This is a genomic window from Nocardioides pakistanensis (assembly GCF_054781215.1).
Genome location: NZ_BAAGUV010000024.1, coordinates 46372 through 67311 on the forward strand (window position 1 = coordinate 46372; position 20940 = coordinate 67311).

The 20940-nt window shown below is 71.4% G+C and carries 20 protein-coding genes and 1 tRNA gene; 16 read left to right on the forward strand and 5 right to left on the reverse strand.

From position 1 onward, the window contains the following. Positions 1-41: 41 nt before the first annotated feature. The 3 genes from ACYVIH_RS11105 (at position 42) to ACYVIH_RS11115 (ending at position 5073) form a co-directional block, all read left to right on the forward strand. Complete coding sequence (locus ACYVIH_RS11105; RefSeq protein ID WP_460869264.1) at positions 42-818, forward strand: IclR family transcriptional regulator; 777 nt, start codon at positions 42-44, stop codon at positions 816-818. 63 nt (positions 819-881) lie between these two features. Further along, the gene (locus tag ACYVIH_RS11110) at positions 882-2324 is read left to right on the forward strand and encodes an LVIVD repeat-containing protein (RefSeq protein ID WP_460869267.1); all 1443 of its coding nucleotides are present in this window, start codon (positions 882-884) and stop codon (positions 2322-2324) included. A gap of 88 nt (positions 2325-2412) precedes the next feature. Next, entirely contained in the window at positions 2413-5073 is a 2661-nt protein-coding gene (locus ACYVIH_RS11115) for a hypothetical protein (RefSeq protein WP_460869269.1), read from the forward strand. A 98-nt stretch (positions 5074-5171) separates the two neighbouring features. Here ACYVIH_RS11115 and sppA read toward each other — a convergent pair whose 3' ends face one another. Continuing rightward, positions 5172-6845, reverse strand: coding sequence for a signal peptide peptidase SppA (gene sppA, locus ACYVIH_RS11120; RefSeq protein WP_460869271.1), 1674 nt, complete (start codon positions 6843-6845; stop codon positions 5172-5174). A gap of 174 nt (positions 6846-7019) precedes the next feature. Between sppA and ACYVIH_RS11125 the strand changes: the two genes are divergently transcribed. The 4 genes from ACYVIH_RS11125 to ACYVIH_RS11140 all read left to right on the forward strand — a co-directional run bounded on the left by ACYVIH_RS11125 (position 7020) and on the right by ACYVIH_RS11140 (position 12425). After that, positions 7020-10322, forward strand: coding sequence for a (Fe-S)-binding protein (locus tag ACYVIH_RS11125; protein WP_460869273.1), 3303 nt, complete (start codon positions 7020-7022; stop codon positions 10320-10322). A gap of 435 nt (positions 10323-10757) precedes the next feature. Next, entirely contained in the window at positions 10758-11315 is a 558-nt protein-coding gene (locus ACYVIH_RS11130; protein ID WP_460869275.1) for a toxin-antitoxin system HicB family antitoxin, read from the forward strand. Between the two features lie 101 nt (positions 11316-11416). Next, positions 11417-12238 carry a DUF4097 family beta strand repeat-containing protein gene (locus ACYVIH_RS11135; RefSeq protein WP_460869277.1) on the forward strand — a complete coding sequence of 274 codons (822 nt, stop codon included), beginning with the start codon at positions 11417-11419 and terminating at the stop codon, positions 12236-12238. A gap of 19 nt (positions 12239-12257) precedes the next feature. Next, complete coding sequence (locus ACYVIH_RS11140; RefSeq protein WP_460869279.1) at positions 12258-12425, forward strand: hypothetical protein; 168 nt, start codon at positions 12258-12260, stop codon at positions 12423-12425. An 11-nt stretch (positions 12426-12436) separates the two neighbouring features. Here ACYVIH_RS11140 and dcd read toward each other — a convergent pair whose 3' ends face one another. Next, on the reverse strand, positions 12437-13012 hold the full coding sequence (gene dcd / locus ACYVIH_RS11145; RefSeq protein WP_460869281.1) for a dCTP deaminase: 576 nt from the start codon (positions 13010-13012) through the stop codon (positions 12437-12439). 40 nt (positions 13013-13052) lie between these two features. Between dcd and ACYVIH_RS11150 the strand changes: the two genes are divergently transcribed. From ACYVIH_RS11150 to ACYVIH_RS11160, 3 genes are all read left to right on the forward strand, one after another. Further along, positions 13053-13523, forward strand: coding sequence for an SLOG cluster 4 domain-containing protein (locus ACYVIH_RS11150; RefSeq protein ID WP_460869283.1), 471 nt, complete (start codon positions 13053-13055; stop codon positions 13521-13523). Between the two features lie 53 nt (positions 13524-13576). Further along, positions 13577-13649, forward strand: a tRNA-Gly gene (locus ACYVIH_RS11155). Positions 13650-13881: 232 nt separating this feature from the next. Next, positions 13882-14409 (forward strand): GNAT family N-acetyltransferase, encoded by a 528-nt coding sequence (locus ACYVIH_RS11160; protein WP_460869285.1) that lies wholly within the window; start codon positions 13882-13884, stop codon positions 14407-14409. Here ACYVIH_RS11160 and ACYVIH_RS11165 read toward each other — a convergent pair. The 3 genes from ACYVIH_RS11165 to ACYVIH_RS11175 form a co-directional block, all read right to left on the reverse strand. Then, entirely contained in the window at positions 14375-15424 is a 1050-nt protein-coding gene (locus ACYVIH_RS11165; protein WP_460869287.1) for a TerC family protein, read from the reverse strand. The genes ACYVIH_RS11160 and ACYVIH_RS11165 overlap by 35 nt on opposite strands. Positions 15425-15627: 203 nt before the next feature. Beyond that, positions 15628-15900 (reverse strand): GlsB/YeaQ/YmgE family stress response membrane protein, encoded by a 273-nt coding sequence (locus ACYVIH_RS11170; RefSeq protein ID WP_460869289.1) that lies wholly within the window; start codon positions 15898-15900, stop codon positions 15628-15630. A gap of 187 nt (positions 15901-16087) precedes the next feature. Then, the gene (locus ACYVIH_RS11175) at positions 16088-16477 is read right to left on the reverse strand and encodes a hypothetical protein (RefSeq protein ID WP_460869291.1); all 390 of its coding nucleotides are present in this window, start codon (positions 16475-16477) and stop codon (positions 16088-16090) included. Positions 16478-16595: 118 nt separating this feature from the next. Between ACYVIH_RS11175 and ACYVIH_RS11180 the strand changes: the two genes are divergently transcribed. The 6 genes from ACYVIH_RS11180 to ACYVIH_RS11205 all read left to right on the forward strand — a co-directional run bounded on the left by ACYVIH_RS11180 (position 16596) and on the right by ACYVIH_RS11205 (position 20901). Beyond that, positions 16596-16919, forward strand: coding sequence for a rhodanese-like domain-containing protein (locus tag ACYVIH_RS11180; protein ID WP_460869293.1), 324 nt, complete (start codon positions 16596-16598; stop codon positions 16917-16919). Between the two features lie 69 nt (positions 16920-16988). Further along, complete coding sequence (locus ACYVIH_RS11185) at positions 16989-17681, forward strand: ArsR/SmtB family transcription factor (protein WP_460869295.1); 693 nt, start codon at positions 16989-16991, stop codon at positions 17679-17681. Further along, on the forward strand, positions 17678-18187 hold the full coding sequence (locus ACYVIH_RS11190) for a hypothetical protein (RefSeq protein ID WP_460869297.1): 510 nt from the start codon (positions 17678-17680) through the stop codon (positions 18185-18187). The genes ACYVIH_RS11185 and ACYVIH_RS11190 overlap by 4 nt, the downstream gene beginning before the upstream one ends. A gap of 58 nt (positions 18188-18245) precedes the next feature. Next, entirely contained in the window at positions 18246-19007 is a 762-nt protein-coding gene (locus ACYVIH_RS11195; protein ID WP_460869299.1) for a DsbA family protein, read from the forward strand. Next, positions 19004-19915 carry a cytochrome c biogenesis CcdA family protein gene (locus ACYVIH_RS11200; RefSeq protein WP_460869301.1) on the forward strand — a complete coding sequence of 304 codons (912 nt, stop codon included), beginning with the start codon at positions 19004-19006 and terminating at the stop codon, positions 19913-19915. Before ACYVIH_RS11195 ends, ACYVIH_RS11200 begins: the two co-directional genes overlap by 4 nt. Then, entirely contained in the window at positions 19912-20901 is a 990-nt protein-coding gene (locus ACYVIH_RS11205) for a C40 family peptidase (protein ID WP_460869303.1), read from the forward strand. Before ACYVIH_RS11200 ends, ACYVIH_RS11205 begins: the two co-directional genes overlap by 4 nt. Positions 20902-20940 lie beyond the last annotated feature (39 nt).

The following is a 20940-nucleotide window of genomic DNA, read 5'->3' on the forward strand; positions in this document are numbered from 1 at the left end:
CGGTACGGCGCTCCCGCCTGTCGGCGGCTACCGTCTGAACCGTGGGACAGGTCCCGGCCGCAACCAGAGCACTCCGTGTGCTGCGCTTCCTGGCGACCCAGGCCGACCCGGTGACCCTCGCCGCGATCGCCACCGCCGTCGACCTCCCGCGCTCCACCGCCTACCACCTGCTCACGGTGATGGTCGAGGAGGGCTTCGTAGTCCACCTGGGGGACGAGCACCGCTACGGGCTCGGCGTGGCCGCGTTCGAGGTGGGCAGCGGGTACACCCGCCAGGCACCCCTCCAGCGGATCGCCCGCGTGCCGCTGGCAGCGCTGGTCGACGAGGTCGGCCACTCCGCGCACCTGGCGGTGCTCCACGGCCGGGACGTGCTCTACGTGCTCGAGGAGCGGGCGCCGGGCCGGCCACCGTTGGTCACCGACGTCGGCGTGCGACTTCCGGCGCACCTGACCGCGAGCGGCCGGGCGATCCTCGCGGCCCTGCCGGCCAGCCAGGTCCGGGCGCTGTTCCCGGACCGGTCGGCGTTCGTGGACCGGCACGGGAACGGCCCATCGTCCCCGGCGGCGCTGCGGGTCCTGCTCGCCGAGACCCGGCAGCGGGGCTACGCGCTGGAGGACGGTGAGGTCACCCCCGGCTTCGCCTCGGTCGCCGCCGTCGTCCGCGACCACACCGGGCATCCGGCTGCCGGGGTGGCCGTGACCTTCCCGAGCGAGGCAGCTCCCGACCTCCCCTCGACGATCGCCGCCGCCCGGCGTACCGCGGACCGGCTCACCGCCCGCATCGGCGGCACTGCCAGCTCGGCGACGACCGCCAGCTGACGTGACCCTCGTCACCCTCCGTCGTTGAAGCCGGTAGGCATCTCGGGACGAAGGGGACGGCACGTGCGCACCACGGCGGACAGCAGAAGAAGGTGGGTCGCGGTCGCGACCGCCGGCGCGGTCACCCTCGCGGGGGTGCTGACGGTCGCCGCCGGTGGGTCCAGCGCGGCCGAGGGCCAGCAGGCGCTCGATCCGGCGACGTGCGACCGCCAGTCACGCCCGGAGTCCGACATCCCCGGCCGGGTCCCGGCCGAGGCCTTCGAGTCCGGCCGGGCCGCGAAGGGCTACACCTGCAACGTGCGCCAGGTCGCGCACTACGGCGAGACCGGCGGCCTGAAGGTGCACCGCTTCGCCGACTCGTCGGGGCACGTCTGCGCCTTCTACGACTCGACGATCCTCTTCCCCACCGACGCGTTGACCAACGGGGTCACCGGCCTGGGCACCTACGTCATGGACATGACCGACGCCGCTCGGCCGGTCCGAACCGCGACGCTCACCAGCCCGGCGATGCTGTCCCCGCACGAGTCGCTGGTGCTCAGCGAGAAGCGCGGTCTCCTGGTCGCCGTACTCGGCAACGCACTGACCGCCCCCGGCCAGGTCGACGTGTACGACGTGAGCAGGGACTGCCGCACACCCCAGCTGCTGTCGAGCACCCCGGTCGGTGTGCTGGGGCACGAGAGCGGGCTCTCCCCCGACGGCAGGACGTTCTACGCGAGCTCGCTGGTCGGGCACGTGATGACCGCCGTCGACCTCACCGACCCGCGAGCACCCCGCCCGCTGTCGACCCTCGTGGGACACAACTTCCACGGCCTGCGGGTGAGCCGGGACGGCAACTACCTCTACGCCGCCGACCTCGGCCGGCCCGACGACCAGCGGCTGGTCAACGGCGGGCTCAAGGTGCTCGACGTCAGCGCGATCCAGGCACGCGAGCCGCTGGCACAGGCGAAGGTGGTCGCGCACCTGACCTGGCGGGACGCGGCGGTGCCGCAGGTGGCCGAGCCGATGCACATCGACGGGCACGACTACCTGCTGATGGTCGACGAGTTCCAGACCCTCCCCAACGACCCGACGTTCAGCTACCGCCCGGAGAACCACGCCGGCGTCGCCCGGATCATCAACGTCGACGACCCACACCGGCCCTACGAGGTCTCGCAGCTGCGGCTGGCGGTGCACACCGAGGCGAACCGCGCCGGGGAACAGCAGGACGACCCGGGCGCGAAGAACCCGGTCGGCGGGTACGCCGCGCACTACTGCTCAATCCCCCGGCGAGTGGACCCGGGCCTTGCCGCCTGCGCCTACATCGGATCGGGACTGCGGATCTTCGACATCTCCGACCCGGAGGCACCGCGCGAGGTGGGCTACTTCAACAAGCCGGCACCCACCGGCGGTTATGCGATGGCCCAGCCGGCGTGGGACGTCCCGCGCCGCCAGGTGTGGTTCACCGACGTGGACCAGGGGTTCTTCGCAGTCCGGCTGAGCGACCGGATCTGGCCCCGCGACCTCTGAGCGGCTCCATCCGCGCTCGCGGAGCGTGACCTATCTCGCAAGAACTCGTTGCACCCCGAAAGCAGCGGTTCTTCCCCCAGGAGTGTGCATGTCCGGCGACGTCGACCCGAAGTTCGAGCTGCCTCAACGGCACCGCAACGCACGTCGGCGGCTCGCCTGGTCGGTGGGCCTCGCGACCGGGGCCGTGCTGGCCGCGACGTTCGTGGTGCCGTCGTACGCCGGCGGGCTGACCGGGCAGAGCCGGACCGAGGACCGCCGCGGGGCGGATGCATTCAAGCAGGCCGCCGACGCGACCACAGCCGCCGCACTGGGCAAGAAGCACGACCACACCAAGCACGACCACGCCAAGCTCGCGGGCGGTGTCGACGACGGGCACGGTCACGACCACAGCGACCCGGCGACGAAGAACCTGCTGTCCCGCTCGGTGACCGACGCCGATGACCCGCTGACCAAGGACCCGACGACCAAGGCGCAGGCGGCCACGAACACGGCGACGGTGGCCGCCCGGCGCTACGACAACGAGCCACGGCTGCTCCCTGGCGAGGGCACCGCGCCACGGCGTACCGTCCCGGAGGACCGCTACGCGATGGCCGGCGGCTGCTACGCACTGGGCGCCGGCGGGCGCTGGGTGCAGCGGGCAGGTGAGGGCTTCGCGACGACCGCCGACCTCCGGGCGGCCGAGCCGCTCCACTTCCAGGCCACCGACCTGGGCAAGTACCTCCTCTACGGGACGGCGAAGGACTTCGTGGCCGCCGGCAGCGGCGACCCGCTCGGGCTGACCGGCGCCGCCGGCGTGGTGGCGGCCGACAAGCCGAGCACCTCGGCCGACTGGACGATCGTCAAGCAGGGCAAGGCTTTCCACCTCACCCTGCCCTCGGCGAAGAGGGCGCTCGGGGTCGACCAGGCAGGGCGCCTGGTGCTGGCCGAGAAGCCCGCCGCGTTCTCGATCCGGCGCACCTCCGGCTGCGCGGCCTGGCCGGAGGTCGAGACCAACGTGACCGGCCGGCCGCACCGCGGTGAGACCTCCTTCGCGGAGGTCCGCGGCTACACCGACGCGCACACCCACGGGATGGCCTTCGAGTTCCTCGGCGGCGAGGTGCACTGCGGCAAGCCGTGGGACCCCTACGGCGTCGAGTACGCCCTGGTCGACTGCGAGGACCACACGCTCACCGGCGGCAACGGCGCGGTGCTCGAGGGCTTCCTGTCCGGCCGGCCCAGCCACGACCCGGTCGGCTGGCCGACGTTCAAGGACTGGCCCGCTCCGGACTCGTTGACCCACGAGGGCACCTACTACAAGTGGATGGAGCGGTCCTGGCGCGGCGGCCTGCGGCTGTTCGTGAACCTGCTGACCGAGAACAACAAGCTCTGCGAGATCTACCCGTTCAAGCGCAACAGCTGTGACGACATGGACTCGATCCGCCTGCAGGCCAAGCGGATGAAGGAGTTCGAGCGCTACATCGACGCCCAGTCCGGTGGCCCCGGCGAGGGCTGGTACCGCATCGTCCGCTCGCCGTTCGAGGCCCGCAAGGTGATCAACCAGGGCAAGCTCGCGGTCGTCATGGGCATCGAGACCAGCGTCATCTTCGGTTGCACCATGAAGCTCGACATCCCGCAGTGCTCCGCGGAGGAGATCGAGCGACAGCTCGACGAGGTCCACAAGATGGGCGTGCGGCAGATGGAGCTGGTCAACAAGTTCGACAACGCGCTCTCGGGGGTGGCCGGCGACGAGGGCGCCACCGGCGTCGTGGTGAACTCCGCCAACTTCCTGGAGACCGGCTCGTTCTGGAAGATGCAGCGCTGCCCGCAGGGCTTCGGCGAGGGCGTCCACGACAAGGAGCAGCTCGCGCTCCCGAGTGCGGGCGAGGACCGCGACATGCTCTTCGGCGCGATCGCCGCTGAGTACGCGCCACCCCTTGCACTGCCGGTCTACCCCGCGGCTCCGCACTGCAACCAGCGCGGGCTGACCGACCTCGGCGAGCTGACCATCCGCGAGATGGCCAAGCGCAAGATGCTCTTCGACCCCGACCACATGAGCGTGCTCGGCCGCCGCGCCGCCCTCGACCTGGTCGAGAAGATGCGTTACCCCGGCATCCTGTCCAGCCACTCGTGGTCGACGCCGGACGCCTACCCGCGGATCTCCAAGCTGGGCGGCTACATCGCGCCGTACGCCGGCGACAGCACCGGCTTCGTGAAGAAGTGGCGGTACCACGCCAGCCGCGCCGACAAGCGCTACTACTTCGGCCTCGGCTTCGGCGCCGACATCAACGGCCTCGGCGCGCAGGGCGACCCGCGCGGCGCCGACGCCAAGAACCCGGTGACCTACCCGTTCACCGGACTGGGCGGCGTGAGGATCGGCAAGCAGGTCAGCGGCGAGCGCGTGTACGACATCAACGTCGACGGCGTCGCGCACTACGGCCTCTACCCAGACTGGGTGGAGGACCTGCGCAAGCTCGCCGGCGACGACATCGTCCAGGACCTGGCCAAGGGCGCCGAGGCGTACCTGCTGACCTGGGAGCGGGCGCTGGGCATCAAGGCCAACAGCTGCACCGCTGGTTCGGCAGTGCGCCCGGTCAAGGCGTTCCGCAGCCTGCCGCGCGGCGCGACGACCCGGCGGGTGCTGTTCGCCGCCGGCCAGCCCGACGCCCGGGTCGGCGACACGTTCACCTACTGCGCCCGCAAGCCCAACGGCGCGCGCACCAAGGTGCGGGTCGAGTTCGACACGAAGGGACGGCTGGTGCGCGTCATCTGACCATCCCCCGCAGGCCGGCGTCCCCCCACCGGCCCGCACGCTGTGCTGCGGGAGGCGTCGTCACCGCCCACCCAGACGCGCTTCTCGCAGCACAGCCCCTACTGCAGGCGCCAGGTCACCGGCAGCGAGAGCACGCCGTACGGCGCCACACCGGTCGTCGCGAGCAGCCGCTCGAACAACGGCGGCCCGCCACCGAGCAGGATGCCCGCCGCAGCCGGGGAGTCGCTGTTCTCCGCAGGCATGAACCGCTCGTAGAGCTTCGGCTTCGGCATCACCCGCAGCTCGACCTCCGCACGCGCGACACCGGCCCGTGAGCACGCCACCTCGACCGCCCGCTCCAGCCCGCCGAGCTCGTCGACGAGGCCGTGCGAGAGCGCGTCCGCGCCGGTCCACACCCGACCCCGGGCCACTGCGCGGAGGTCGTCGACGGCCATGCCGCGGTCCTCGGCCGCCTTGCTGGTGAAGTCGTCGTAGACGCGGTCCAGCCACTCCTCGAGCCGGGCCCATTCCTCGGCGTCGAAGGGGCGGTCGGTGGAGAACATCTCGGCGTACCGTCCCTCGGACACGCTCTCCCGCCGCACTCCGATCCGCGACAGCGTCTCGCGGATCACCTGCTTGCCGGCGAGCACACCGATCGAGCCGGTGATCGTGCCCGCGCCGGCGACCACCCGGTCGGCCGGCATCGCGATGTAGTAACCACCGGAGGCGGCGACGTTGGCCATCGAGGCGATCACCGGCCGTCCCGTCCGGCGCAGCGCCAGCACCTCACGCCGGATGGTGTCCGAGGCGACGTAGGAGCCACCGGGGCTGTCCACGCGGAGCACCACGGCCTTGACGGACTCGTCCGAGGCCGCCGCGCGCAACGCCGCGCCGACGGTGTCGGAGCCGATCGAGCGACCCGACATCGGGGTGGCGCTGCTCCGTCCGAGGTGGACCGGGCCCGAGGCGTGCACGAGCGCGACGACCGGCTTCTTGCGTCGTACGGCGGCGCCGGCCTGTGCGAGCGCGCCCTTGCCGTAGCGCTCGACGTACTTCAGCTCGACCTCGCCGAGCCGTCCGCGCAGGTCGGCGTACACCTCATCGCGGTAGCCGATCCGGTCGACGAGCCGACGTTCCAGCGCCTCCGCGGCCGACAGCGGCGCGACCTCCACCGCGGCCCGGACGTCGGCCTCGGTGAGCCCGCGTCCGGCCGCGACGTCGCGCACGATGGTGTCCATCGACGACTCGACCAGCCGGGTCACCATCTCCCGGTTCGCCTCGGTCATCTCCGAGCGCAGGAAGGTGTCGGCCGCGGTCTTGTACTCGTAGCGCTGGCCCATCTGGGTCTGCACGCCGAGCTTGTCCAGCGCGTCCTTGAGGAACACCGCCTCGGCGCTGATCCCGACCAGACCGACGTCGCCGCTGGGCTGCAGCCAGATCTCGTCGAAGGCGCTGGCGAGATGGACCGCGACGTTGCCCGGCACCATCTCGCCGAAGGTCTCCGCCCAGCAGACCGTGGGCTTGCCGGCCCGACGGAGCTCGGCGACCGCCGCTCGGATCTCCTCCGACTGCGCGAGCGTGCCGGGACGAGCCCCGACGTGCGCGACGAGCCCCGCGACGGCGTCGTCCTCGGCCGCCCGGCGCAGCGCCTCGACGACACCGCGCAGGCTCGGGACGTGCATCGAGCGGAACGCCTCGAGCGGTGACGCTGGTGGCGCTTCGAGCAGGCCGCGGGTGAGGTCGAGCTCGAGGAGGAGCCGAGCACCGTGCCGACGTACAGGGAAGCTCACCATGGTGCCAGCGTAGGAGCCCGGGCCAGCCAGTGGCGGGCACCACCTGGACAGACCCAAGTTACTGCTCGGTAGGATTTGTCTCACACCACCTGCCCGCTGACTCACCCCCGGGCTGAGCCGTAGGCTCAGCGCACCCCTGCACGTTTTGCGCGCAAGCCCCGACGAGGAGCACCCATGCAGATCTTCGCCATCGTGGTCTCACTGGCCATCACGGCGGTCGCTGTCGCCCTGTTCGCCCGGACGATCACGCACATGCTCCGGGTCATCCGGATCGGTCAGCCGGCGAACCGCACCGACCACGTCGGCCAGCGCCTCGGAGTCCTGGTCAAGGAGTCGCTGCTCCACACCCGCATGCTGCAGTGGACCAAGGTGGGCATCGGGCACTGGTTCATCTTCGTCGGCTTCGGGCTGCTCTTCTTCACGCTGGTCAACGCCTACGGCCAGCTCTTCGACCCGCACTTCGTGCTGCCGGTCATCGGCCACTTCCCGCCGTTCGAGTGGATCACCGAGGCGTTCACGTGGGTCATGCTCGTCGCGATCGTGGCGTTCATCGTCTACCGCGCGACGCGTCCGTCGGAGCGCACCCGCGGCGAGAAGGGCCGCTTCTACGGCTCCACCATGTGGCAGGGCTACTTCGTCGAGGCGATCATCCTGCTCGTCGGTCTGGCGATCATCACGCTCCGCGCGCTGGAGTACGCCATTGCGGAGGAGAAGTACCAGTCCCTGCTGCACTTCCCGCTCACCGCGTGGATGGGTCAGGCGTTCACCGGGCTGTCGACCGGCGCGCTGGAGAACCTGATCCTGCTGGTGGCGATGATCAAGATCGTCGTCTCGATGATCTGGATGATCACGATCTCGCTCACCCCGACCATGGGCGTGGCCTGGCACCGCTTCACGGTCTTCTTCAACATCTTCTTCAAGCGCAAGGCCGACGGCGGTACGGCGCTCGGCGCGCTGCCTCCGATGACGTCCGGCGGGAAGGTCATCGACTTCGAGGACCTCGAGGAGATGGACGAGGACACCACCCTCGGCGTCGGCAAGATCGAGGACTTCTCCTGGAAGGGCATCCTCGACTTCACCACCTGCACCGAGTGCGGCCGTTGCCAGAGCCAGTGCCCGGCGTGGAACACCGACAAGCCGCTCTCGCCGAAGCTGCTCATCACCAACCTGCGCAACCACGCCTACGCGAAGGCGCCGTACCTGCTGGCGTCCGAGGACGAGCGCGAGAAGCTCGACGGCGCCGTGCTCACCGAGGCCGAGCGGCCGCTCGTCGGTGAGACCGAGGGCGACTGGGCGTGGATGCCCGAGGGCGGCGCGGTGATCGACTCCGACGTGCTGTGGTCGTGCACCTCCTGCGGCGCCTGCGTGCAGCAGTGCCCCGTCGACATCGAGCACGTCGACCACATCGTCGACATGCGCCGCTACCAGGTGCTCGTCGAGTCCAACTTCCCCGCGGAGCTCAACGGCCTGTTCAAGGGCCTGGAGAACAAGGGCAACCCGTGGAACATGTCGCCCAACGCCCGACTCGAGTGGGCCCAGGGCCTGCCCTTCGACGTGAAGGTGGTCGGCGAGGACATCGAGTCCCTCGACGAGGTCGACTGGCTGTTCTGGGTCGGCTGCGCCGGCGCCTACGAGGACCGTGCGAAGAAGACCACGCGCGCCGTCGCCGAGCTGCTGGACATGGCCGGCGTCTCGTTCGGCGTACTCGGCAACGGTGAGACCTGCACCGGCGACCCGGCCCGCCGCGCCGGCAACGAGTTCGTCTTCCAGGGCCTGGCGTCGCAGAACGCCGAGACCTTCAAGGAGATGAAGGTCAAGAAGGCCGTCACGACCTGTGCGCACTGCTTCAACACGCTGAAGAACGAGTACGCCCAGTTCGGCGTCGAGCTCGAGGTGGTCCACCACACCCAGCTGCTCAACCGCCTCGTGCGCGAGGGCAAGCTGACGCCGGTGGCCACCAACGGCTCGTCCCCGAAGCGCTCCATCACCTACCACGACCCGTGCTACCTCGGTCGCCACAACCAGGTGTACTCCCCGCCGCGCGAGCTCCTCAACGTCATCCCCGACGCCCAGCTCACCGAGATGCCGCGCAACAGCGAGCGCTCCTTCTGCTGCGGCGCCGGCGGCGCGCGGATGTGGATGGAGGAGAAGATCGGCGAGCGCATCAACCTGAACCGCACCACGGAGGCGGTCGGGACCGGTGCCGAGCAGATCGCGACCGGCTGCCCGTTCTGCCGGGTGATGCTCTCCGACGGCCTCACCGCCATGCAGGCCGACGGCTCGGCCCGCGAGGAGGTCGAGGTCCTCGACGTCGCGCAGATGCTGCTCGCCTCGGTCAAGGGCGAGAGCCGCAAGCCGGTCGCCGCCGGCGCTACGGCCAAGGCCGCCGGCGCGGGTGCTGCCGCGGGTGCGGCCACGAAGGCCGAGCCGTCCGCGGGCGACGTCACCCAGACCGCGAACACCGTGACCGAGACCGAGGAGGTGGGCGCCAACGCGGCGGCCACCGAGGAGAAGAACCCCGAGGCCGAGACCAGCAAGGCGATCAGCTCCGGCTCGTTGTTCGACGCCGCCCCCGAGGCGGCCGACGCCAAGGACAAGCCGAGCGGTACGACGGGCACCTCGCTGTTCGACGCCGACTCCTCACCGGCCGCGGGCGGCCCCGCGAAGGCAGGCGGCGGATCGCTGTTCGACACTCCGGCACCTGCCGAGGAAGCCAAGGCCGAGCCGAAGCCCGCCGCCGAGTCCGCCAAGGAGTCGTCGCTCGGGTCGGGGTCGCTGTTCGACACTCCGGCACCTGCCGAGGAAGCCAAGGCGGAGCCTGCGCCCGAGCCGGCGGCTGAGACACCGGCAAGCGCGGCCCCGGCAAGCGCGGCCCCGGCCCCGGAGGCGAAGGCCGCCCAGACGAAGCCGGCCGAACCCTCGCTCGGCACCGGAGGGTCCCTGTTCGACGTGGCTCCCAGCGAGCCGGAGCCCGCCAAGGCCGAGGCTGCACCTGCGGCCGAGCCCGAAGCGAAGGCTGCGCCGACCGCCGAGCCAGAGGCGAAGGCTGCGCCGACCGCCGAGCCAGAGGCGAAGGCTGGGCCGACCGCCGAGCCTGAGGCGATGCAGCCCGCACCGGAGACACCGGACACCGCCGCGGAATCGGAGACGTCAGCAGCGCCCGCCGAGAGCAAGATCGACTCTGCAGGTTCGCTGTTCGACATCGCCCCGAGCGAGCCCGAGCCCGCACCGTCGGAGTCCGCACCGGCAGAGCCCGAGCCGGCACCCGAGCCCGCGAGCGCGGAGATGCCGGCGGAGCGCGCACCCGCGGAGCCGGCCGCTGAGCCGACCGCAGAGCCCGAGCCGCCGGCTGCGGCGGAGCCCAAGTCCGCGGACGAGACGCCCGCGAGCGCCCCGGCTGCTCCGGCGAGCTCGGGTGAGAAGCACGAGCCGAAGAAGGGTGGCATCGAGGAAGGCCAGTCCCTCTTCGACATCTGACCCGCCACCGCACGACACGAACGGGCCGCCCCTGCTCAGGGGGCGGCCCGTTCCACTGCTGACACCCACGCAGCCTCAGTGGCTTCGGGACGGGCATGCCTGGCCCAGGCCTGCGATCGCCGCGCCCCGGCTCCTGCGCGGGTCCGACGCGGGTCCCACCCGCGGCTCACTCATGGCGCTTCACTTGCAACGTTCTGCACCAATTTCGGCCGCGAAGTGGTGCAGAACGTTGCAAGTGGCGGCTCAGGCCACGATCCGAGCCGCGTCGGCCCGCGTGGGACCCGCGTCGGAGCCGCGCGGCGCGCGTCGGAGCCGCGTCGGACCGCGTGGGATCCAGGTGCGGCGGGGCGCCCGGCACCGACGTTGAGATGCGCCGACGCCGGAGTGACACCATCTGATGTCATGAGATGCTTGACGTGATGTCACGGTGATGTCATGCTGATGCACATGGACATCACGCCGTACATCGACAGCCTCCGCCGCGACCTCACCTCCGCCGCGGAAGCCGGCGGCCCGGAGACCAGAGCAGCCGCGGAACGGCTCGCGCTGGCCCTCGACCCGGCGATGCGGCTGGCGCTGATGGACGCGCTGTCCCAGGCGGCCGCCGAGATCACCAGCGAGCTCGCGGCCGGCTCGGTGGACGTCCGCCTTCGCGGCCGGGAGCCGGAGTTCGTCGTCGACGTACCCACGATGCCCCTGACCGCACCCACCGGCGCCACCGAGCCACCCGCGGTCGAGCCGGAGGCCGACGAGGACGACGGGGCGACGGCCCGGATCACGCTGCGGATCCCCGAATCACTGAAGACCAAGGCCGAGGAGATGGCCTCGCGTCAGGGCCAGTCGCTGAACACCTGGCTGGTCGCGACCATCCGCAGCGCCACCCGCGAGCGAGCGGTCAACGTCGACATCGACCTGTCGAGCATCCCGCTGTTCGACGACCTCCAGCGCGGCCTCGGCCGGCGCGGCGGCCGGCGGATGAGCGGCTGGGTCTGAGCACCCCCCAACAAACCCCAAGCACACACCCCACGGCCACGCGCGGCGCAGGACATGCCGCGCGGCGGACGAGCACACCCTGAACCCGGACGGAGTCCAGCATGCACAAGACGTTCCCAGCACACGGCCCGGCGTCGGTGTACGTCGAGATCGGCTCCGGCCTGGTCCGGGTCGACGCGACCGACACCGCGGAGACCGCCGTACACGTCGACGGTGACGGCGCCGACGACACCACCGTCGAGCTGCGCGGCGACCAGGTCGTGGTGATCGGCCCACCGCGGAGAGTCGGCTTCCTCTCGTTCGGCAGCGACCTCACGGTCACCGTCACCCTTCCGACCGGCAGCGACCTGACCACCCGGCTCGGCTCTGCCGACCTCGTGGCCACCGGTCGCCTCGGCGGCGGTCGCCTCAAGAGCGGGTCGGGGCAGGTGCAGGCCGAGGCGTTCACCGACGACACCGTGATCCAGACCGGGTCCGGTGACGTGGAGGTCGGCAGCGCCGAGGGGCACCTGCGGGTGAAGACCGGCTCCGGCTCGGTGCACGTCGGCCGCGTGGCCGGTCCGACCGCGCTCGTCACCGGGTCGGGGCGGATCAGCGTCGACACCGCCGTCGACCAGACGGTGACCAAGACCGGCTCCGGCGACGTCCGGATCGGCCAGACCAGCACCGACGTGTCCCTGCGCAGCGGCTCGGGCGACCTCGACATCGGCTCCGCGACACGCGGCGTGCTCAAGGCGAAGACCGCCTCCGGCAGCGTCCAGGTCGGGGTGCCCGCCGGCATCCCGGTCTGGACCGACATCACCTCGGTCTCCGGGGACCTGCGCTCCAACCTGCAGGGCGCCGGCCAGCCCGGCCCCGGCCAGGACCACCTCGAGATCCGCGCGACCACGGTCAGCGGGGACGTGACCCTCATCCAGCTCTAGGCCCTCCGAGGAGGCCACCATGTCCGGCTACGACTACTACGTGACCTACCACAACGCGCACGACCAGATCCGCGAGCGCGTCGAGACCACCCAGCGCTCCCGGGTCCCCGGACAGCGCCGTCGCCGCCCGGGACGCCGCGCCCTGGCCCGCGGCCTGCACTCGCTGGCCGACCGGATCGACAACTGAGGTCTGCTGCCTCAGATCCGGGTGCGGTGGAAGTTCTGGAACGACCGCGACGGCGTGGGGCCGCGCTGGCCCTGGTAGCGCGAGCCGTACTTCTCCGAGCCGTACGGGTTCTCCGCCGGCGAGGACAGTCGGAAGAAGCACAGCTGGCCGATCTTCATCCCGGGCCACAGCTTGATCGGCAGCGTGGCGACGTTGGACAGCTCCAGCGTCACGTGCCCGGAGAAGCCGGGGTCGATGAAGCCGGCGGTCGAGTGCGTGAGCAGCCCGAGCCGGCCCAGCGAGGACTTGCCCTCCAGGCGCGCGGCCACGTCGTCGGGCAGCGTGACGACCTCGTACGTCGATCCCAGCACGAACTCGCCGGGGTGCAGGATGAACGGCTCGTCGCCCTCCGGCTCGACCATCCGGGTGAGGTCGGGCTGGTCCTCGGCGGGGTCGATGTGCGGGTACTTGTGGTTCTCGAACACCCGGAAGAAGCGGTCGATGCGCACGTCGATGCTCGACGGCTGGACCATCGCCGGGTCGAACGGGTCGAGGGAGATCCGCTCGGCCTTCACCTCGGCGAGGATGTCGCGATCTGAGAGCAGCACACGCAGAACCTACCGTGTGACCACGGCTAGAGTCGCGAGAGTGGTGCAGCATCCGCCGTACGTCGCCGTGGTCGGCCCGTCCGCCCCCGACCGGCCGGAGATCATGGCGTCCGCGGAGGAGGCCGGCCGCCTCCTCGCCGGGCGCGGGTACGTCGTGGTGACCGGCGGCCTCGGCGGCGTGATGGCCGCCGCCGCTCGCGGTGCGGCCGAGGCCGGCGGCACGACCGTGGCGCTTCTGCCGGGCACGGACCGGGCCGACGCCTCGCCCGATCACCGCATCGTGATCCCCACCGGGATGGGCGAGATGCGCAACGCGCTCGTCGTCCGCAGCGCCGACGCGGTCCTCGCGATCGGTGGCGCCTGGGGCACGCTGTCGGAGATCGCGCTCGCCGCGCGGACCGGTGTGCCGGTGTTCGCCGTGGACAGCTGGGACCTCCCTGGCCCGGAGGTGACCACCTGTCGCAACGTGGCCGAGGCCGTCGCGGCACTGGCTACCAGGTTGGCCTCCTGACCGCGAACGCCGTCGGGTACTATTCCTGCCGCGGCCTCACAAGGGCCGCACCCGCGGATGTAGCTCAGTTGGTAGAGCGCGACCTTCCCAAGGTCGATGTCGCGAGTTCGAGTCTCGTCATCCGCTCCGTCGAGAGGCCCCGGACGCTCCGTCCGGGGCCTCTCCGCGTCTCACCCCACCAGCCCTGGCTGTCATCTGGACAGGCCGGGCACGGCTCGTCAGGCGGGGCTGAGCCTGGATGCTCGGCCCCCACCGGCAACCTGCCTGTCCAGATGACCGGCGGGCCGCCTCTGCGCCGACCGAAGACCGCGGCGCCGATCGACAGCGCCGTCTGTGCTCCGGACGCTAGATTCGAGCCGTGGCGACAGAGGTGAGGCTTCGCGACGGCTCGCGCGCGATCACCTGGGCGCTGCTGCCGGAGGACCGCGAGGCGCTGCGTGAGGGCTACGAGAACCTCTCCCCGGAGAGCCAACAGCACCGGTTCCTCTCCCCCGTCCCGCACCTGACCGAGGCGATGCTGCACTACCTCGTCGACGAGGTGGACGGCGTGAACCACGTGGCCCTGGTGCTGTTCGTCATCGACGGCGACGACAACGGCGTGCCCGCGGGCGTGGCCCGGATGATCCGCTACCCCGACGACCCGCGCTCGGCCGACGTGGCGGTCACCGTCGTCGACGAGTTCCAGGGCCGAGGGGTGGCCTCGGCGCTGCTCGAGGTGCTGCTCGCCGAGCGCCCGCAGGGCGTGGAGCGGATCGTGACCGAGGTGGCCGGCGACAACCCCGCCTCGCTGGCGATGCTGCGCCGCCTCGGGCCGGCCACCGTGCTCCATCAGGGCAACAGCCGGTGCACCGTCATCGTCGAGCTTCCGCCTCCTGACCGGCCTTAGACAGCCGCGTCCGCTCCGCGCGCCTGCTGGCGGTCAGGCTGGTCGCGGTGGTCACGGCGAGCACGACGACGATCACGACCAGTGACATCAACGTCGGCACCTCCGGCACGGACGGCCACTGCAGGTGCGCCCAGTGCAGCGCGAGCTTCACGCCGATGAACCCGAGGATGATCGCCAGCCCGTAGCTGAGGTGCACCAGCTTGGACAGCGCGCCCTCGAGCACGAAGTACAGCGCCCTCAGGCCCAGCAGGGCGAAGGCGTTGGTGGCGAACACCAGGTAGGGGTCGCCGGTGATCCCGTAGACGGCCGGCACCGAGTCGACGGCGAAGACGATGTCGGTGGCGAAGACGGCGAGCACGACCAGCGCGAACGGCGTGAGAGCACGCCGGCCGTCCAGCCGTCCGAACAGCCGCGGACCGTCGTACTCGCCGGTGACCGGGAAGAACCGCCGCGCCAGCCGGACGCTGCGCATCTGGTCGACGTGCACCTCGTGCTGGTGACCGCGCAGCGCGTCTCGCAGGATCTTCACCCCGGTGGCGGCGAGGATCAGGCCGAAGACCAGGAACATCCAGTCGAACCGCGCCAGCGCCGCAGCACCGAGGGCGATGAAGATGCCACGCAGCACGAGCGCGCCGATGATGCCGTAGAGCAGGACCCGCTGCTGGAGCACCCGCGGCACCGCGAACGCCGAGAGCAGCAGCATGAACACGAACAGGTTGTCCACGCTGAGCGACTTCTCGACGAGGTACCCGGTGAGGTACTCCAGGCCCCGGTCGGAGCCGTACTGCGCCCAGACGAAGCCGCCGAACGCGAGCGGCAGCGCGATGTAGAACGCCGACCAGCCGACGGCCTCCTTCATCGAGACCTCGTGCGGACGGCGGGTCAGCAGGAAGTCGAGGACCAGGAGTACGACGACCGCACCGATCGTGGCGAACCACAGGGTCGGCGTGCCGACGGAGCCGGCGGCGGACGTATTGTCCGGGGCGGCGAGGGCGGCTGCGGCAGCAAAGGACATGGGGGCTCCTCAGACGAGATTCACGTGTCTGAGGTCTCCTTCGCCTCCGGCACGACCGCCACAGGCACCCGCCCGGAGCCGCTGCTGAGCGACCGTAGTGACCGGGACGAGTTTGGGAAGTACTCCCCTCGCGCACCAGCGTAAGGCACGCGGACAAGGAAAGGGCCCCGGGACGTCCCGGGGCCCTTCCTCGTGGTGCACGGTCAGACGTGAGCCTTGTTCTTGCCCGACATCCCCTCGGCGACGCCGATCAGCAGGACAGCGGCGATGATCGCCACGATGCCGCCGATGATGTTCAGCTCGAAGATGTCGCCGGTGCCGAGCAGGCTGGCGATCAGTCCGCCGATGATCGATCCGGCCACACCGAGCAGCAGGGTCATGCCGATGCTGAGGTTCTGCTTGCCCGGCTTGATGAGGCGCGCGATGGCTCCGACGACGAGGCCGAAGACGAGGAATCCGATGAGGTCCCAGATCATGGGTGTGCTCCCTTGTTGGTTCGTGTCTAGCTGTTCGTTGTGCGTTCAGCAGACGGTCTGTGCCCAGGCCGGCGTCCGCTATGCGCACTTTCTCGCCCACGACCGCCGTGCGGCGCTGGGAGCAGGGCTGCTGGAACCGAATCTAGACCTGTCGGAGCGTCGCGAACAGGCCCCGGAACCGCGGCCCTCAGGCGTCGCGGACCGGGGTGGCGCAGGTGGCGGGCTGGCTCAACCGCTGGGTGAGGCCGAACAGCAGCACGCCGGCCGCGACGAGCGGTCCGGCGATGTCGGCGCCGTAGTTGCGCAGTGCCATCGTGGCACCCACCAGGGTCAGCGCGGCCAGCGTCGCGCACGGCGTGCAGCCCAGGTCCAGGCCGCGCCCGGCGACCGGGAGGTAGCTGGCGAGCACACCGGCGCCGAGGAGGGCGGCGACCGCCACAGCGACGTACCACCCCGTGCCGACCGGAATGTCGGCCGGGCGACCGACGTAGAGGAACCAGGCAGCCACCAGCGGGAGCAGCACGACGACGGCGACGCGACGGCGGGTGGGCCACGCGTCGAGGGCGGTGCGGATCAACTCTGCGTCCCTTCACAGATCCGGACGGTCCGCTCGACGGGGGAATAGCGGGAGCGCCGGAGCGGTTCGGTAAGATACCCCCTGGGGTATCTGTCATCCAGCGTACAGGAGTGTGTCCATGCGTGAAGTCAGCATCCAGGCGTTCGCCTCGGCCCGCGCGGACGGTGCCGTGACGATCGACGTCCGGGAACCGGCGGAGTACCTGGCCGGTCACGTCCCCGGCGTCCGCCTCATGCCGATGAGCGAGGTGCTCGGCCGGGCCGGCGAGCTCCCCCGCAACGCGCCGCTCTACGTCATCTGCGCCACGGGCAACCGCAGCCTCACCGTGACCGACGCGCTGATCCGGGAGGGCTTCGACGCCCGCTCGGTCGCCGGCGGCACCTCCGGCTGGGAGTCGGCCGGCTACCCGGTGATCCGCGGCGCCGCCTCCGACGTGGCCTGAGGGCGAGCCGCCGGCGGTTCTCCACCTGGCTCCGTCATGTACGGTATTCCAAAGAACTTTGGAGGACAGGTGGAGAACCGCGAGGCGAAGAGCACCCTCTTCAGCCAGCTGGCGATCGTGGGCAAGGCCTTCGGAAGCGCCAAGCGGCTGGAGCTGATCGACCTGCTCAGCCAGGGCGAGCGCACGGTCGAGTCGCTGGCCCGCGAGGCCGGCCTCGGCGTGAGCACCGCCTCCGCGCACCTGCAGGTGCTCAAGCTCTCGAACCTGGTGACCACCCGCCGCGAGGGCACCAGGGTGTACTACCGGTTGGCCGGCGAGGACGTCGCTGCGCTGTACGCCACCATGCGCACCGTCGCCCGCGTGCACTCCGCCGACGTCGACCGCGCGCTCGAGTCCTACCTCGGGATGGGCAGCCACGGCGACGCCGACGCGGACGTGGAGGAGATCAGCCGCGAGGACCTCCTCGACGTGCTCGAGCGCGGCGAGGTGGTGCTGCTCGACGTCCGCCCGCCCGAGGAGTACGCCGCAGGGCACATCCCCGGGGCACGCTCGCTGCCGTTCGGCCGGCTCGCCGAGGACCTCAGCGCCGTCGAGGACCTGGCCGAGGACGCCGACATCATCGCCTACTGCCGTGGCGCCTACTGCGTGCTGGCCCACGACGCCGTCCGACTGCTGCAGGCCCAGGGCCGCCGCGCCCGCAGGCTCCAGGACGGGCTCCTCGAGTGGCGCACCCAAGGACATCCCGTGGAGGTCGGAGCATGAGCACAGTCCCCCAGGTCGAGGCGCCTCGGATCCGGTCCGGCCTGCGCGCGTGGACGTCGCGCCACTGGCTGGTCGCCGTCGGCTCGACGGTCGCCTACGCCCTGCTGATCGGCATCCCCACCGACCTCATCGACACCCCCGTCTTCGGCCGGGAGATCCCGCCGACCTGGTGGTCGTGGCCGGCGCTCGTCGTGTCCTCGGTGCTGGCCGGGCTGCTCACCGCCACCTACGTCGCCGACCCGGCCGCCAAGGGCGACGAGGCGGGAGAGGGCACCGACCGCTCGGTCAAGGGCGGGTACGTCGGCGGCTTCCTCACCTTCTTCGCCGTCGGCTGCCCGGTCTGCAACAAGCTCGTCCTGCTCGCGTTGGGCACCTCCGGCGCCCTCACCTGGTTCGAGCCGGTCCAGCCCGTGCTGTCGCTCGCAGCGATCGCCGTGCTCGTCTGGGCCCTGCGCACCCGGCTGCGTGGGCAGGTCTCCTGCGCCTTGCCCGAGCAACCCCGCTGACCCCGCTTTCCATCCCGGTTCCACATCCCTCGCACCCGAGTCTCGGAGGAGCTTCTCCATGTCCACAAAGACCAGCACGCCCACTTCCGGGCCCGCCCGCAACAAGGCGACCGTCCCGATCGTGGTGGCCGTCGTCGCTGCCCTGATCACCGGCGTGATGCTGCTCGCCCCTGCTCTCGCCGGTGGCGGCGGCAACGAGTCCGAGGCGCCGGTCGCCGGCGTCTCGCGCGACGGCAGCCGCCCGCCGGTCGACGGCGAGAGCGACCCGTTCGCCGCGCTGGTCCGCCGGGACGCCGACGACCCGATGGCGCTCGGCGAGGTCGACGCCCCGGTCGTGATGATCAACTACTCCGAGTTCCAGTGCCCGTTCTGCGGGAAGTTCGCGCGCGACACCAAGCCCGAGCTCGTCCAGAAGTACGTCGAGGACGGCACGCTGCGCATCGAGTGGCGCGACTTCCCCTACCTCGGCCCCGAGTCGACCACCGCCGCGCAGGCCGGCCGGGCCGCCGGCGCCCAGGGCAAGTTCTGGGAGTTCCACGACGCGATGTTCGCCGACCAGCAGCCGCCGAACTCCGGCAAGCTCACCGAGGAGTACCTCGTCGGCGTGGCGAAGGAGGCCGGCCTCGACGCCGAGCAGTTCGCCAAGGACCTGAAGTCCGACGCGGTCGCGGCCGCGGTGCAGAAGGACTTCCAGGAGGGCCAGTCGATCGGCGTCACCGGCACTCCGGCCTTCCTCGTCAACGGCCAGCCGATCATGGGCGCCCAGCCGACCGAGGTCTTCGCCGAGGCCATCGAGCAGGCAGCGGAAGCAGCCCGGTGACCGAGGTCGGCCTGCTGGCGGCCTTCGCCGCCGGGGTGCTCGCGCTGCTCTCCCCCTGCAGTGCGCTGCTCCTGCCGTCGTTCTTCGCCTACGCGTTCGCGAGCCGGTCCGCGCTGCTGCTGCGCACCGCCGCGTTCTACGGCGGACTCGTGCTCACCCTGGTGCCGCTCGGCACCGGGGCGGGTGCGGCGTCGGCCCTGTTCTACGGCCACCGCGGCCTGCTGATCTCGATCGCCGGCTGGTCGATCATCGCCCTCGGCGTGATGCAGATCCTCGGCCGCAGCTTCGCGATGCCGTTCGCGGACAAGCTGCAGGCGTGGTCCAACCGGCAGTCGGCCAAGAACGCCGGCGGCACCGCGACCTGGCTGTCCACCGTGGCCCTCGGCGCGGTCTACGGCCTCGCCGGGTTCTGCTCCGGGCCGGTGCTCGGCGCGATCCTGACCATGGCCGCCACCCAGGACTCACCGCTGCAAGGCGGCCTGCTCCTGGCCGTCTACGCCCTCGGCATGGCCGCGCCGCTGTTCGTGCTGGCCGCGCTGTGGGACCGCTTCCAGCTCGGTCGCAAGCGCTGGCTGCGCGGCCGGATGCTGAAGCTGGGGCCGGTCACCGTGCACACCACCTCGCTGGTCTCCGGCCTGCTGTTCGTGGCGATCGGTGTGCTGTTCCTGCGCTTCGACGGCACCGCGGGCATCACCGGCGTGCTCGGTCTGGGTGACACCACCGATCTGGAGTTCGAGGCGCAGCGGGCGATCAGCGAGGTCGCCGCGGCGATCCCGGGCTGGGTGCTGCCGCTGACGATCGCGCTCGTCGCCGGGCTGGTCGCCTGGCGCCGCACCCGCAGAAGTGACGTGACCGACGTACCGGCGTCCGACCAGGACCCCGACCGAGAGGACTCCTTCTCCGCGTGAGCTCCACCCTCCGCCGCACCCGCCGCCTGCTGACCACGCTCGCCGTCTCGGCTCTGGCCGCGCCCCTGCTGCTGCAGGGCGTGAGCCAGGCCGAGCCGGAGATCGAGGAGGTGAGGGAGCGGGTCGACCGGCTCTACCACCGCGCCGAGATCGCCTCCGAGCGCTACAACGACATCCGGCTCGAGCTCGACGAGTCACGCGCCCGCGTCGCAGCGCTCCGCAGCGACGTCCGCCGGCAACGTCGGGCCGCCGAGCAGGTCCGTGACGAGGTGGCCGCGGCGGTCGTCGCCCGCTACCAGGGCGAGGCGTTCTCCTCGGCCGCGCAGGTGCTGCTCTCGGAGGACCCCGACACGTTCCTCGAGACACTCTCCACGGTCGCGGCGTACGACGACCAGCAGGCCCAGGTGATGCACGCCTACGCCACCGAGGCACGGCGGCTGGAGCTGCGGAAGCAGGCGATGGCCCGCGAGCTCGCCGGAGTCGCGGACCGCAAGAAGCGCCTGGCCACCGAGAAGACGCGCATCCAGGACAAGGCCGAGGAGGCCGAGGAGCTGCTCGCCACGCTCGAGGCCGACGAACGCCGGGAGCTGGCGCGGGCCCAGGCATCTGGGAGCGCGCCCGAACCGGCCCGGGTGTCCGGCGACGCCGCCGCCGTCGTCGAGTACGCGCTCGCCCAGGTGGGCAAGGCCTACATCTGGGCCGCGGCCGGTCCCGGCGGCTACGACTGTTCCGGGCTGACCATGATGGCGTGGGCCCAGGCCGGCGTCAGCCTGCCGCACTCCTCCAGCGCGCAGATGGGCGCCGGCACGCCGGTGGCACAGTCCGAGCTCCGCCCCGGCGACCTGGTCTTCTACTACAGCCCGGTCAGCCACGTGGGCATCTACATCGGGAACGGGCAGATCGTCGACGCCGCCAACCCGGGCACCGGGGTGCGGGTCGCGAGCGTGACCTCGATGCCGTTCTCCGGGGCCGTCCGGCCCGGCTGAGCCGCGCCGCCCTGCCATGATGGGCCGGTGGCCGCACCC